Annotated in this window: 11 protein-coding genes; 2 read left to right on the top strand and 9 right to left on the bottom strand. The window is 73.4% G+C overall.

The window, feature by feature from the left end; all coding sequences use genetic code 11:
- Window positions 1–25: 25 nt before the first annotated feature.
- The 6 genes from OG852_RS32715 to hrcA all read right to left on the bottom strand — a co-directional run bounded on the left by OG852_RS32715 (window position 26) and on the right by hrcA (window position 7,926).
- Window positions 26–3,229, bottom strand: a complete 3,204-nt coding sequence (locus OG852_RS32715) for a S41 family peptidase (RefSeq protein WP_330349834.1) — start codon at window positions 3,227–3,229, stop codon at window positions 26–28.
- 45 nt (window positions 3,230–3,274) lie between these two features.
- On the bottom strand, window positions 3,275–3,757 hold the full coding sequence (locus OG852_RS32710) for a hypothetical protein (protein ID WP_208117116.1): 483 nt from the start codon (window positions 3,755–3,757) through the stop codon (window positions 3,275–3,277).
- 94 nt (window positions 3,758–3,851) lie between these two features.
- Window positions 3,852–4,589: a 16S rRNA (uracil(1498)-N(3))-methyltransferase gene (locus OG852_RS32705; RefSeq protein ID WP_330349833.1), complete on the bottom strand. Its 738-nt coding sequence runs from the start codon at window positions 4,587–4,589 to the stop codon at window positions 3,852–3,854.
- Window positions 4,586–5,704, bottom strand: coding sequence for a nitronate monooxygenase (locus tag OG852_RS32700; protein WP_133911720.1), 1,119 nt, complete (start codon window positions 5,702–5,704; stop codon window positions 4,586–4,588). Before OG852_RS32700 ends, OG852_RS32705 begins: the two co-directional genes overlap by 4 nt.
- A 68-nt stretch (window positions 5,705–5,772) precedes the next feature.
- Window positions 5,773–6,909 (bottom strand): molecular chaperone DnaJ, encoded by a 1,137-nt coding sequence (gene dnaJ, locus OG852_RS32695; RefSeq protein ID WP_133911719.1) that lies wholly within the window; start codon window positions 6,907–6,909, stop codon window positions 5,773–5,775.
- On the bottom strand, window positions 6,910–7,926 hold the full coding sequence (hrcA, locus tag OG852_RS32690) for a heat-inducible transcriptional repressor HrcA (RefSeq protein ID WP_133911718.1): 1,017 nt from the start codon (window positions 7,924–7,926) through the stop codon (window positions 6,910–6,912).
- A 159-nt stretch (window positions 7,927–8,085) separates the two neighbouring features.
- On the opposite strand from hrcA, the gene OG852_RS32685 reads away from it, so the two are divergent.
- Window positions 8,086–8,802, top strand: a complete 717-nt coding sequence (locus tag OG852_RS32685) for an MBL fold metallo-hydrolase (protein ID WP_133911717.1) — start codon at window positions 8,086–8,088, stop codon at window positions 8,800–8,802.
- Window positions 8,803–8,844: 42 nt separating this feature from the next.
- Window positions 8,845–9,660: a DUF3097 domain-containing protein gene (locus OG852_RS32680; RefSeq protein ID WP_330349832.1), complete on the top strand. Its 816-nt coding sequence runs from the start codon at window positions 8,845–8,847 to the stop codon at window positions 9,658–9,660.
- Here OG852_RS32680 and OG852_RS32675 read toward each other — a convergent pair.
- The 3 genes from OG852_RS32675 to OG852_RS32665 form a co-directional block, all read right to left on the bottom strand.
- The gene (locus tag OG852_RS32675) at window positions 9,638–10,216 is read right to left on the bottom strand and encodes a Uma2 family endonuclease (protein ID WP_133911715.1); all 579 of its coding nucleotides are present in this window, start codon (window positions 10,214–10,216) and stop codon (window positions 9,638–9,640) included. The genes OG852_RS32680 and OG852_RS32675 overlap by 23 nt on opposite strands.
- Before the next feature lie 99 nt (window positions 10,217–10,315).
- Entirely contained in the window at window positions 10,316–11,548 is a 1,233-nt protein-coding gene (hemW, locus tag OG852_RS32670) for a radical SAM family heme chaperone HemW (RefSeq protein WP_133911714.1), read from the bottom strand.
- 40 nt (window positions 11,549–11,588) lie between these two features.
- Window positions 11,589–13,493, bottom strand: coding sequence for a SpoIIE family protein phosphatase (locus OG852_RS32665; RefSeq protein ID WP_208117115.1), 1,905 nt, complete (start codon window positions 13,491–13,493; stop codon window positions 11,589–11,591).
- Window positions 13,494–13,663 lie beyond the last annotated feature (170 nt).

Here is a 13,663-nt window from a genome sequence, read left to right as displayed (position 1 = left end):
CTTGATTGCGCGGTTCCCCGCGCCCCTAGGTGGGCAGACCGGGCGGAGTTTTGGCTGGACGTTCCTCCAGTGCCCGCAGGGCCAGTCTCACCGCTTCGTCCAACTGGACGTCCCTGCCCGCCGCGTAGTCCTGGGGGGTGCAGATCACCTCTACGTCGGGGTCGACGCCGTGGTTTTCCACGGCCCAGCCGTAGCCCTCCAGCCAGATGGCGTACTTGGGCTGGGTGACGAGGGTGCCGTCGACCAGGTGGTAGCGGCTGTCGATGCCGATCGTGCCGCCCCAGGTGCGGGTGCCGACGACCGGGCCGATGCCGAGGGCCTTGATGGCGGCGTTGACGATGTCGCCGTCGGAGCCGGAGAACTCGTTGGCGACGGCGACGACGGGGCCGCGCGGGGCGTCCAGCGGGTAGGAGAACGGGCGGGCGTCGCGCGGGACGTCCCAGCCGACGATCCGGCGGGCGAGCTTCTCCACGACCAGCTGGGAGGTGTGGCCGCCGCGGTTCTCCCTGACGTCCACGACGAGACCCTCGCGGGCCACCTCGACGCGCAGGTCGCGGTGGATCTGGGCCCAGCCGGGCGCCTGCATGTCGGGGACGTGGAGATAGCCGAGGCGGCCGCCGGAGACCTCGTGGACGTAGGCCCTACGGTCGGCGACCCAGGCGTGGTAGCGCAGGGACTCCTCGTCGTCGACGGGGACCACGACCGCGTGCCGGGGCTCGCCGCCGCCGGCGGGGGAGACGGTCAGTTCGACGACCTTGCCCGCCGTTCCGACGAGCAGCGGGGCGGGGCCGGTGACCGGGTCCACCGGGTGTCCGGCGACGGCGAGGATCGCGTCGCCGGGCCGCACCGCGACGCCGGGCGCGGCGAGCGGGGAGCGGGCGTCGGGGTCGGAGGTCTCCGAGGGCAGCACCCGGTCGATGCGCCAACTGCCGTCGTCGTGGCGGGAGATGTCGGCGCCGAGCAGGCCCTGGCGGGGGCCGTGGCCGTAGCCGCCACGCGGGGAGACATAGGCGTGGGAGGTGCCGAGTTCGCCGTGGACCTCCCACAGCACGTCGACCAGGTCGTCGTGGGTGGCGACCCGGTCGAGCAGCGGGCGGTAGCGGTCCAGGACGGCGTCCCAGTCGAGACCGCCCAGGTCGGCCAGCCAGAAGTTGTCCCGCATGATGCGGCCGGTCTCGTCGTACATCTGCCGCCATTCGGCGGCGGGGGCGACGGTCTGCCGGATCCGGCCGAGGTCGACGGTGATGTTGGTGTCGCTGTCCTCGTCGCCGGAGGCGCGCCGGTCGCTGGGGACCACCTTGAGCTTGCCGTCGGCCCGCAGCAGCAGCCGCTTGCCGTCGCCACTGACCTCGAAGCCGTCGGCGTCGGCGGCGAGGTGTTCGATGCGCTGCTGGACGAGGTCGTAGCGCTCCAGCTCGGTGCGCGGGTCGGGGTCGTCCGGGGTGGCCCGGGAGGCGCCGAGAACACCGCGCACGGGGTGCCGCAGCCACAGGACGCCGTCCTTGGCGGCCGCGAGCCCGGAGTAGCGGCCGGCCTCGACGGGGAACGGCACTATCCGGTCGGCGAGGCCTTCGAGGTCGATCCGGGTGGCGGGGGTGCCCTCGCTGTCGGGGGTCTCGTCCTTGTCGGGCGCGTCGAAGGGGCGGCCGTGGCGCTGGGGGCCGAACGGGGAGGGGGTGGTGGCGGCGAGGGTGATCAGATGGGGGCGGGCGCCGGCCGGGAAGGAGAGGTCGAAGACGTGTTCGTCGTAGACCGGGTCGAAGGCGCGGGTGGACAGGAACGCGAGGTGCTTGCCGTCGAGGGTGAAGGCGGGCGCGTAGTCGCGGAAGCGCAGTGGGGTCGCCTCGGTGACCGACAGGTCGGTGACGTTGGCGAGCTTGAGCTGGGCGAGCGGGGGCGGGCCGGGGTGCGACCAGGCGAGCCAGGCGGAGTCGGGTGAGAAGACCAGGTCGGAGACTTCTCCGTCGGTGCTGCGGTCGACCTCGCGGACCTCGCCGCTCTCGCGTTCGACGAGGAGGAGCCGCCCGTCGTGCGCGGCTACGGCGGCCCGGCTGCCGTCGGGGGCCATCGCGAGCTCCAGGACCCGGCCGAGGCGTCCGGCCGCGAGCCGGCGCGGGGTGGCGCCGGCGACGGGTCCGGTGGCGGGGGCGAACTCCAGGGCGTCCTCGCCCTCGGCGTCCGTCACCCATACGACCCACTCCTCGCCCTCCGTGCGGAAGGTGCGCGGCAGCCGTGCGCGCACGCCGGGCTGGGCGGCGAGGGCCCGTGCGGGACCGGAGCGGTGGGTCACCCAGTGGACGGCGCCGCGCACCTCGACGGCGCTGCCGCGCGCGGTGTGGTCCGGCGCGGCCCCGCCGAGCCAGCGGGCGGCGGAGACGGGGTGGGGGCGGCGGTCGACGCGCTGTCCGCCGAGGCGGATGTCGAGGCGGCGCGGCTCGGCCGTGTCCAGGTCGTCGAGGAGCCACAGCTCGCCGGCCGACATGTACACGATCCGGGTGCCGTCGCCGGTGGCCTGCCGGACGTAGAAGCCGTCGTCGGCGGTGTGGCGGCGCAGGTCGGAGCCGTCGGCGAGGGAGGAGTACAGCGCGCCGGTGCCCTCGTGGTCGGAGAGGAACGCGATCCGGTCCCCCGCCCAGACCGGGCATTCGAGGTTGCCGTCGAGTTCCTGGTGCAGCCGGACGAACTCCCCGCTGCCCTCCCGGTCGATCCACAGCTTTCCGGCCGTGCCGCCCCGGTAGCGCTTCCAGTAGGCGGCCTCGCGGCCCATCGGCGCGGACAGCAGCACGGTGTGCGGGCCGTACGCGACGGCGCCGACCGGGCCGTACGGCAGGGTGGTGGCCGGTCCGCCGTCGACCGGGACGGCGCGGGCCCAACTGCGGCGCAGGGTGGCCTGGTCGTGGGTGCTCAGCGCGAGGACCCGGCCGTCGGGGGTCCAGCCGCGTACCCGGGTCTGCCAACTCCCCCAGTGGGTCAGGCGGGTGGCCGGGCCGCCCTCGACGGGCGCGATGTGCACCTCGGGGGCGCCGTCGCGGGTGGAGGTCCAGGCGACGGTGGTTCCGTCGGGTGAGATACGGGGGGCCGACACCGGTACGTTGTCGGCGCTGACCCGCCAGGCGCGGCCCCCGTCGAGGGGTGCGAGCCACACGTCGTCCTCGGCGGCGAACGCCACCAACTCGCCGTGCAGGTGCGGGTGTCGGAAGTATGCGGCAGGCGTCGCGGACTGTGTCACCAGATCACTGTATTCAGGGATGGGACCGCAGGTCAGGGGTTTCGATCACTTCTGTCCGCCCTTGCCATCGACGGTCTGGGTGACGGTCACGGTCACGGTGACGGTCGGCCGGGCGGAACCGGACGGTCCTGGCGGCGAGGAAGGGGCTTGGACCGGCGAGGGCGACGCGGAGCCGCAGTCACCGAGCCCGCTGACCCGGAACAGTTCCTTCGTGCCGACGTCCGCGCGCAGATCGCCCCGCACACACTTCCCGTCGACCGCCCGTGCGATCTTGCCGTCGACGGTGATGTCCTTCCCGTCCTTGGTCTCCCCCCGGCAGTCGACGGAGACCAGCCGGTCGTCGTGCTCGGCGGTGCAGGTGAGCCAGCGCACGTCCACGTCCCGCCGCCCGATCTCCGCCGTGGCGGCCTGATCGGTCGTGTACGCCACGGAGATGCTGCTCACCCCGCCGCCCGGCTCGCAGGCCACGACGCCGCCCAGGACGACGGGCACCCCCACGAGAAGCCACATCCGCCTCGATGCCCCCATGGACGGCAGCCTGCCACTCGCCCGGGCGGCGCGGTAGCCCGGATGCGGCCATGCTCCGCAACGGAGCCCTCTCGGACGGGCCGGTGAGCGGGGGTCAGGACCAGCGGCCGGTGCGGCCGAGGAGGAGGGCCGCGGCGGCCGTGCCCGCGGTGGAGGTGCGCAGGACGGTGGGGCCGAGGACGTAGGGGCGGGCGCCCGCCTCCGCGAAGACGGCCAGCTCCTCGGGGGAGACGCCTCCCTCGGGACCGACGACGAGCACGATCTCGCCGCCGGCGGGGAGTTCGGCGGTGGCGAGCCGGTCCTCGCCGCTCTCGTGGAGCACGGCCGCGAAGTCGGCGCCCGCGAGCAGCGCGGCGACCTCCTTGGTGCTCGCCGCGTCGGCGACCTCGGGGAAGCGGACCCGGCGGGACTGCTTGCCGGCCTCGCGGGCGGTGGCCCGCCACTTGCCGAGCGCCTTCAGGCCCCGCTCGCCGCGCCACTGCGTGATGCAGCGGGACGCCTGCCAGGGCACGATCGCGTCGACGCCGACCTCGGTCATGGTCTCGACGGAGACCTCCCCGCGGTCGCCCTTGGGGAGCGCCTGGACGACGGTGATCCGGGGGGACGCCTCGGGTTCGTCCCGCACGGCTCCCAGGTCCAGGACCAGCCGGTCCTTGCCCTCGGCCGCCGTCACGACGCCCTCGGTCCAGCGGCCCCGCCCGTCGGTGAGGACGACGTCCTCACCGGGCCGCAGCCGCTTGACGGAGACGGCGTGCCGTCCCTCGGGGCCGTCGAGCACGAACTCCCGCCCCACGGCGTCGAGTCGGTCGACGACGAAGACGGGCGCGGTCATCGCGCGTCGCCCTCGGCCACGGCGGCCCGCGCGGTCTCCAGTTCCGCCACCAGGACCTCCACCAGCTCGGCGGCGGGCAGCTCACGGGCCATCCGGTGGCCCTGGCCCGCCCAGAGCGCCATGCCCTGCGCGTCGCCCGCCTTGGCGGCCGCCTTGCGCAGCGGCGCGGTGAGGTGGTGGACCTCGGGGTAGGCGGCGGGGGCGTACGGGCCGTGCTCGCGCAGGAAGCGGTTGACCAGGCCCCGGGCCGGGCGGCCGGAGAAGGCGCGGGTCAGCTCGGTGCGCACGAACAGGGGGTCGGTGAGGGCCGCCTTGTGCACGGCATGCGCGCCGGACTCGTTCGTGGCGAGGAACGCGGTGCCGAGCTGGGCGGCGCTCGCGCCGGCGGCGAGGACGGCGGCGATCTGGCTGCCGCGCATGATGCCGCCGGCGGCGACGATCGGCAGGCTCACGGCCTCGCGGACCTGGGCGAGGAGGGCGAGGAGTCCGAGGGCTGAGCCGTCGTTCTCGGGGTTGTCCTTGTGGGTGCCCTGGTGGCCGCCGGCCTCCATGCCCTGCACGATCACCGCGTCGGCCCCGGCCCGCTCCACGGCCAGCGCCTCCTCGGCGGAGGTCACGGTGACGAGGGTGGACGTTCCGGCCCCGCGCAGCGCCTTCAGGGTGTCGGCGCCGGGGACACCGAAGTGGAAGGACACCACCGGCACGGGGTCGTCGAGGAGTGCGGCGATCTTGGCGTCGTAGCCGTCGTCGCGCCCGCTGTCCGGGTCGCCGAGCTCGGTCCGGTACCAGCTGACCTCGCCGGCGAGCTGCTCGGCGTAGACCTGGACGGCGCCCGCGTCGAGGGGCGCGGCGCCGGCCGCTCCAGTGGAGCCGGTGCCTGCACCGGGGTACTCGGGCTGGGGCATGAAGAGGTTCACGCCGAAGGGGCGGCCGGTCAGTCCGCGGAGTTGCTTGATCTCCTGGTACAGGCCGTCGGCCGTCTTGTACCCGCCGGCCAGGAAGCCGAGCCCGCCGGCCTCGGACACGGCGGCGGCGAGCTGCGGCACGGAGACACCGCCCGCCATGGGGGCCTGCACGATCGGGTGGGGGAAGAGATCGGTCAGCTCGGAGGACATGACGGCATGGTGTCACGTCCTCCGAACAAGTCCGAATTCAGGCCTGCGGGGAGGCGATCCGGCCACGCTCAGCGGCCGTTGAACGCGTCCTTCAGCCGGGAGAACAGCCCCTGCTGCCCCGGCTGGAACTGGCCCTGCGGCCGCTCCTCGCCGCGCAGCTTGGCCAGCTCGCGCAGCAGCCGCTCCTGCTCGGGGTCGAGCTTGGTCGGGGTCATGACCTCGACGTGGACGATGAGGTCGCCCCGGCCGCCGCCCCGCAGATGCGTGACACCGCGGCCGTGCAGCGGGATCGACTGGCCGGACTGGGTGCCGGGCCGGATGTCGACCTCCTCCAGGCCGTCCAGCGTCTCCAGCGGCACCTTGGTGCCGAGGGCCGCCGCGGTCATCGGGATGGTGACCGTGCAGTGCAGGTCGTCGCCGCGCCGCTGGAAGGTGGAGTGCGGCAGCTCGTGGATCTCGACGTACAGGTCGCCGGCGGGGCCGCCGCCGGGGCCGACCTCGCCCTCGCCCGCGAGCTGGATGCGGGTGCCGTTGTCGACACCGGCCGGGATCTTGACCGTGAGCGTGCGCCGGGAGCGCACCCGGCCGTCGCCCGCGCACTCCGGGCAGGGGTTCGGGACGATGGTGCCGAAGCCCTGGCACTGGGGGCAGGGGCGGGAGGTCATGACCTGGCCGAGGAAGGACCGGGTCACCTGGGAGACCTCGCCGCGGCCGCGGCACATGTCACACGTCTGGGCGCTGGTGCCGGGGGCGGCGCCCTCGCCGCTGCATGTGGAGCAGACGATCGCGGTGTCGACCTGGATGTCCTTGGTGGTGCCGAAGGCGGCCTCCTCGAGGTCCACCTCCAGCCGGATCATCGCGTCCTGGCCGCGCCGGGTCCTGGACCTCGGCCCCCGCTGGGACGCCGTACCGAAGAACGCGTCCATGATGTCGGAGAAGTTGCCGAAGCCACCGGCCCCGAAGCCGCCCGCGCCACCGCCGCCGGCCTGGGAGAGGGGGTCGCCGCCGAGGTCGTAGACCTGCTTCTTCTGCGGGTCGGAGAGCACCTCGTAGGCGGCGTTGATCTCCTTGAACCGCTCCTGGGTCTTCGGATCCGGGTTGACGTCCGGGTGCAGCTCGCGGGCGAGCCGGCGGAAGGCCTTCTTGATCTCATCCTGCGACGCGTCGCGGCGCACGCCGAGAACGGCGTAGTAGTCCGTGGCCACTTACGACTCCGCCAGGATCTGTCCGACGTACCGTGCCACCGCTCGTACCGCTCCCATCGTTCCCGGGTAATCCATGCGGGTCGGTCCGACCACGCCGAGTTTGGCGACTGCCTCGCCGCCCGAACCGTAGCCGACCGAGACCACGGAAGTGGAGTTGAGTCCCTCGTAGGCGTTCTCGTGACCGATGCGTACGGTCATGCCCGAATCCCCCGCCTCGCCCAGGAGTTTGAGGAGAACGACGTGTTCCTCCAGGGCCTCCAGGACGGGCCGGATGGTGAGAGGGAAGTCATGTCCGAAACGGGTGAGATTGGCGGTTCCGCCGATCATCAGCCGTTCCTCGTTCTCCTCGACGAGTGTCTCCAGCAGGGTGGAGAGCACCGACGAGACCGTGCCGCGGTCGTCCGCCTCGAAGGCGTCCGGCAGGTCCTCCACCAGACGCGGCACGTCGGTGAAGCGGCGGCCCGCGACCCGGCTGTTGAGCCGCGCGCGTAGATCCGCCAGAGAGGCCTCCCCGAAGGGTGCCGGGCAGTCCACCATGCGCTGCTCGACCCGTCCGGTGTCCGTGATCAGCACGAGCATCAGCCGGGCCGGGGCGAGCGACAGCAACTCCACGTGCCGCACGGTGGACCGGGTCAGCGACGGGTACTGCACGACGGCGACCTGCCGGGTGAGCTGCGCGAGCAGCCGTACGGTCCGGGCCACCACGTCGTCGAGGTCGACGGCGCCGTCGAGGAAGCTCTGGATGGCGCGCCGCTCGGGCGCGGTCATCGGTTTGACGCCGGCCAGCTTGTCCACGAACAGCCGGTAGCCCTTGTCGGTGGGGATCCGCCCGGCGCTGGTGTGCGGCTGGGCGATGTATCCCTCGTCCTCCAGGGCGGCCATGTCGTTGCGGACGGTGGCCGGGGAGACGCCGAGGTTGTGGCGCTCCGTGAGGGCCTTGGACCCCACGGGCTCCTCGGTGCCGACGTAGTCCTGGACGATGGCGCGCAGCACCTGCAGCCTGCGTTCACTCAGCACCCGCGCACACCTCCCGTGGTCGTCCCCCAGTGCCCTGGGCGTCTGCACTGGCACTCTTCGCTTCCGAGTGCCAGACGTTCCCCGGCCAGTGTACGGCTGTGGGGTACACCGGGGGCAAGGTCGGCCGGCGCGGGGACGCCTTACCGTTAGCGTCCCGGTATGACGGTGACTTGGGAAGAGCTGGGGTGGGAGCCGGTCGCGGCCGGGGTCGGGCGGGTGCGGCTGCCGGGCTGGGACTGCACGGCCGGGCTGGTCGTGGGGGCGGGCGCGGTGCTGGTGGTGGACGCCGGGTCGAGTCTGGCGGAGGGGGTGACGCTGCGGACGCAGGCCGAGGAGCTGACCGGCACGCGTGTGACCCATCTCGCGCTCACCCATCCGCACTTCGACCATGTGTTCGGCGCGGCGGCGTTCGCGGGCGCGGAGGTGTACGGCGCGGTGGGCATGGACACGGTCCCGGCGGAGGAGCTGCGGGCGGACGCGGTGCGCAACGGTCTGGACGAGTCGACGGCGACCGATGCCGCGGACGCCCTGGTCCGGCCCCGGCACCCGGTCTCCGGGGAGCGGACCCTCGATCTGGGGGCCGGCCGCCAGGTCCTGCTGGCGAACGTGGGCCCGGCGCACACGGCGCACGACCTCGCGGTCCTGGTCCCGGGCTCGCCGGAGGTCGTGTTCTGCGGCGACCTGGTGGAGGAGTCCGGCGAGCCCCAGGCAGGCCCCGACGCCGTCCCCTCGCACTGGCCCGCCGCCCTGGACCGCCTCCTCGCCCTCGGCGGCGAGGACGCGCTGTACGTGCCGGGGCACGGGGCGGTGGTGGACGCGGCGTTCGTACGGCGGCAGCGGGACGCGCTGGCGGCCCGCTTCGGCGTGTCGCGCTGAGACGGGCGTACTGGGGGCGGAGCTTCTCCTATCGTCATCCGAATGCGCCAGTACTCGCCGGATCTGACCCCTCCGTGGAAGAAGCCGAAGCCCGTCCCCGAGGTCCCGGCGGAGCCCGGCCTGGTGGTGGAGGAGCCCGGCACCGGCTTCTGCGGGGCGGTGATCCGCTGCGAGGCGGGCACGGTGACCCTGGAGGACCGCTTCGGCAAGCACCGCGTCTTCCCGCTGGAGCCCCGCGGCTTCCTCCTGGAGGGCCGCGTGGTGACCCTCGTACGGCCGCCCTCCGGTGCCCCCGTACGCCCCGCCCGCACCGCCTCCGGCTCGGTCGCCGTCCCCGGCGCCCGGGCCCGGGTCGCCCGCGCCGGCCGCATCTACGTCGAGGGCCGGCACGACGCCGAGCTGGTCGAGAAGGTGTGGGGCGACGACCTGCGCATCGAGGGCGTGGTGGTGGAGTACCTGGAGGGCGTGGACGACCTCCCGTCGATCGTGGCGGACTTCGGGCCCGGCCCCGACGCCCGGCTGGGCGTCCTGGTCGACCACTTGGTGCCCGGTACGAAGGAGTTCCGCCTCGCCCAGTCGGTGACGAGCGAACACGCCCTGGTCGTGGGCCACCCGTACATCGACATCTGGGAGGCGGTGAAACCGTCCTCGCTGGGCATCGCGGCCTGGCCGCGCGTCCCCCACGGCCAGGACTGGAAGACGGGCGTGTGCCGCGCGCTGGGCTGGCCGTCCGACAACACCGGGGCGGTGTGGCAGGCGATCCTGGCCCGCGTCGGCTCCTACAAGGACCTGGAGCCGGCCCTGCTGGGCAGGGTGGAGGAACTGATCGACTTCGTCACGGGTAGCGGTGGGGCCTGACGTTGGGAAACGTTCCGAACTCGGTGGTGTCGAGTTCGAGTTCCAGAGCCCGCAACAGGACCGAATTGCCGAACTTGATGATCTCCTGGCTGAGGTAGTCGGCATCCTCACCCTGGCCTGTGGGCCTCGTCAGCAGGACACACTGCGCCATGATCGGGTCGACGAGGAGGTAGGCAGGGATCTTTCCCGCCGCGTAGATCGACCGCTTGACCACATAGTCCTGGTGGACGCTGGACTTCGACACGACCTCGACCACCAAGGTGATCAACTGGGACGGCACCAGATTGCCTGAGGCCGGGGCCACCCCGCGCTCCAGCACCATGAGGTCCGGAATGGGCTCGCTGGCCTCACCGAGGATGTCCACATCCTGGGTCTGGAGGCGATCCCAGCGTTGCCGGGGGATCTGGTCCTGCACATCGGCGACGATCATGTTGTGCACGATGTCAGGGCTGGCCATCATCACGACTACCCCCCGAAGAAGCTCGACCTTCAGTCCCTCGGGCGGCTCGAACCCCTCGAAGAACCTGGTCACCCCACGCTCATCCACAGCGGTCATCTCCATGGCCTCCACATCCGCCGCGTGCTGTCAGCGGCAGCCTACGAACCAGGTTAGGGAACGAACCCGCGTTCCACAGGGATTCACCCGCCGGGGTGATCAGTCCACCAGGTCCCTGACCACCGCGTCCGCCAGCAGCCGCCCCCGCAGGGTGAGCACGGCACGGCCGTCGTCGTACGGCCCCTGGGCCAGCAGCCCGTCCGTCAGGGCCCGGCGTGCGGCCTTCAGGCCCTCCTCCCGGAGCAGGTCCAGTGGTACGCCCTCCCGCAGGCGCAGCTCCAGCAGGACGCGTTCGACGCGGCGGTCCTCCTCCGAGAGGAGTTCGCGGCCCGCGCCCGGGGAGCGGCCGGCGGCGAGAGCCGTCGCATAGGCGCCCGGATGCTTCACGTTCCACCAGCGCACGCCCCCCACATGGGAGTGCGCCCCGGGGCCCGCGCCCCACCAGTCGGCGCCGCGCCAGTAGAGCTCGTTGTGGAGGCAGCGGGCCGACGGCGAGGTGGCCCAGTTGGAGACCTCGTACCAGTCGTAGCCCGCGGCCGACATCACCTCGTCGGCGATCAGATAGCGGTCCGCGTGGACGTCGTCGTCGGTCATCGGGATCTCCCCGCGCCGGATGCGCCGGGCCAGCTGGGTGCCCTCCTCGACGATCAGGGCGTACGCGGAGACATGGTCGGGTCCGGCCCCGAGCGCGGCCTCCAGGGACGCCCGCCAGTCGTCGTCGGACTCACCGGGGGTGCCGTAGATCAGGTCGAGGTTGACGTGCTCGAAGCCCGCCGCCCGGGCCTCCGCGACGCATGCCTCGGGCCGTCCGGGGGTGTGGGTGCGGTCGAGGATCCTCAGGACGTGCTGGCGGGCGCTCTGCATGCCGAAGGAGATCCGGTTGAAGCCGCCCGCGCGCAGGGTGGCGAGATAGGACGGGTCCACGGACTCGGGGTTCGCCTCCGTCGTCACCTCCGCGTCCGCCGCCAGACCGAACTCGTCACGGATCGCGCCCAGCATCCGTACGAGATCGCCGGCCGCCAGAAGCGTGGGGGTGCCGCCGCCGACGAAGACCGTGCGGACCTCGCGCGGGTCGTCGCCCAGCACCTTCCGCGCCAGCCGGATCTCGTCGATCAGGGTGTCGGCGTAGTTGTCGCGGGAGGCGAGGACGCCACCGGTGCCGCGCAGCTCGGTGGCGGTGTAGGTGTTGAAGTCGCAGTACCCGCAGCGGGTCGCGCAGTAGGGGACGTGCAGATAGAACCCGAGGGGGCGGTCGGCGGCGCCGGTGAGCGCGTGCGCCGGGAGCGCGCCGTCGTCGGGGACGGGCTCACCGTCGGGGAGTGCGGAAGGCATGCCCTCCATTGTTCCGTACGACCGTCCCGTACGACGACGGTCACTCCGCCTGCAGCACCAGCAGCGCCAGATCGTCCTCCGGAGGCCGCTCGCCGAACTCGTGCACGAGCCGGTGGATGCGCTCGGCGATCAGCTCGGCGTCCAGGCCCACGCACCCGGCGAGGGCGGTGGCCAGCCCGTCGCCGTCGTCGAACTGGCGGACGCCCGAGCGCCGCTCGGTCACCCCGTCGGTGACGCACAGCAGGCTGTCGCCGTGCCGCAGCTCCAGCACATCGCTGGTGTACGTCGCCTCCTCGATGACCCCGAGGAGGGTCTGCGGGCGCGCGGCCGTGGCGACGGAGCCGTCGGGACCGAGCAGCAGCGGCAGCGGGTGCCCGGCGGAGGCGAGGGTGCAGCGGACGCCGCCCTCGAAGGGGGCGAGTTCGCCGTACAGGAGGGACAGGAAGCGGGTCTGGGGGCCGTCGCCGGGTCCGGCGGGGCCGACGAAGGCGCGGGCGGCGGCGTCGGCGGCCTCGGTGGCGTCGTCGAGGAGCAACTGGTTGAGCCGGTCCAGGACGTCGGCGACGCCGTAGCCCTCGCGGGCCAGCAGCCGCAGCCAGGGCCTGGCGAGGCCGATGACGACGGCGGCCTCCGGGCCCTTGCCCTGGACGTCGCCGATGGCGAAGCACCAGCGGCCGTCGCCCGCCGGGAACAGGTCGTAGAAGTCACCGCTCGGGCCGCCCTGCTCGCGCGGCTCGTGGACGAGGGCGCTGCGCACTCCGGGGATCTCGGCGACCGCGCCGGGCAGCAGGCCGCGTTGCAGGACGGCGCTGATGGTGGCCTGGCGGGCGTACTGGCGGGCCGCGCCGATCGCCAGCGCGACCCGGCGGCCGAGGTCCTCGACGAGCCCGGTGACCTCGTCGGGGAAGGCGCTCGGCCCGGGCCGCCCGATGACGAGGGTGCCGAGCGGGCGGCCCCCGGCGATCAGCCGGTAGGCGAGGGCCGCGCCGCGCGGGCCGAGCGTCGCGGCGGGCCAGAGGAAGGGCTCGGGGCCGGAGCGGGGCGGTTCCGCGGGGCGCGGCGGTTCCTTCTCCAGGGCCCGGCGCAGCTCCTCGATACGGCCTTCGTCGCCGTGCCAGACCCGGGCCAGCCGCGGCCCGGGTCCTCCGGCCCACTCGCCCCAGCCTCCGCCGTGTCCGCTGACCTCGTCCTCCAGCCAGACCGCGCACCAGTCGGCGAGCCGGGGCACCACGAGCTGGCTGGTGAGCGCGGCGACGAGATCCTCGTCGAGCTGCCCGGCGAGCAGGTCGGAGGCCTCGGCGAGGAAGGACAGGGCGCCCCGGTTGAGCCAGTCGCCGTCCCGGCCGGAGGGCTGCGGTTCGGGGGCGAGGGCTTCGAGGAGGGGGGCCAGGGGGGCGACGGGCGAGGCGCCCCGGGTCTCGTCGCAGGCGTGCGGCTCGGGGGCCAGGGGCAGCAGCCGTGCCCACACCGTCTTCGCGGCCCTGCGGTACGTCACCCCCCATGCGTCGGCGAGCGCGGCGACCAGGCGCAGGCCACGGCCGTACTCCGGGGTCTCGTACGGCGTCTCGGGCGGGTTGTCGCGCGGGGCGCGGGAGGGGTGGTGGTCGCAGACCTCGACGACGACCGCGTGTCCGTGCTCCGGGTCGTCCTCCAGCCGGCACAGCAGCTCCACGTCGGTGCCGGCGTGCACGACGGCGTTGGTGACGAGCTCGCTGACGACGAGTGTCACGTCCTCGGCGAGGCGTTCGGGAAGGGGCTCGGAGAGGTGTTCGGGAAGCTCCGCCCACTCCGAGAACGCGGCCCGCACCAGATCGCGCGCGACGCCCGGGGCATGGGCGCTGCCGGCCAGGGTGGCGCGGGCGACCGGGGGTGCGTGCGGGGTGGTGTGCGAGGGCGCACCGGTACCGAGGGAGACGGTCTCCCGCTGGGTCGGAATGGCCCCCATGCGCAGCTCCCCGGGCAGTTCGGATGCCCTCAGAGTGACAGACGGATCCCGGCCAAATGCGGTGAGTGACCGAAGGGGACCATGTTGGGCAAGAAGGGTGCTGCGCGTGTGTACGGATGTGGTCGATGAAGGGCGAAAGATGGCCGGCTTTCGAGCACGGGGGCTGCGGT

This window comes from Streptomyces sp. NBC_00582, from assembly GCF_036345155.1.
Lineage (GTDB): Bacteria > Actinomycetota > Actinomycetes > Streptomycetales > Streptomycetaceae > Streptomyces.
Note: the sequence above shows the minus strand (reverse complement) of the source record. Positions and strands in the feature narration are given on the sequence as shown.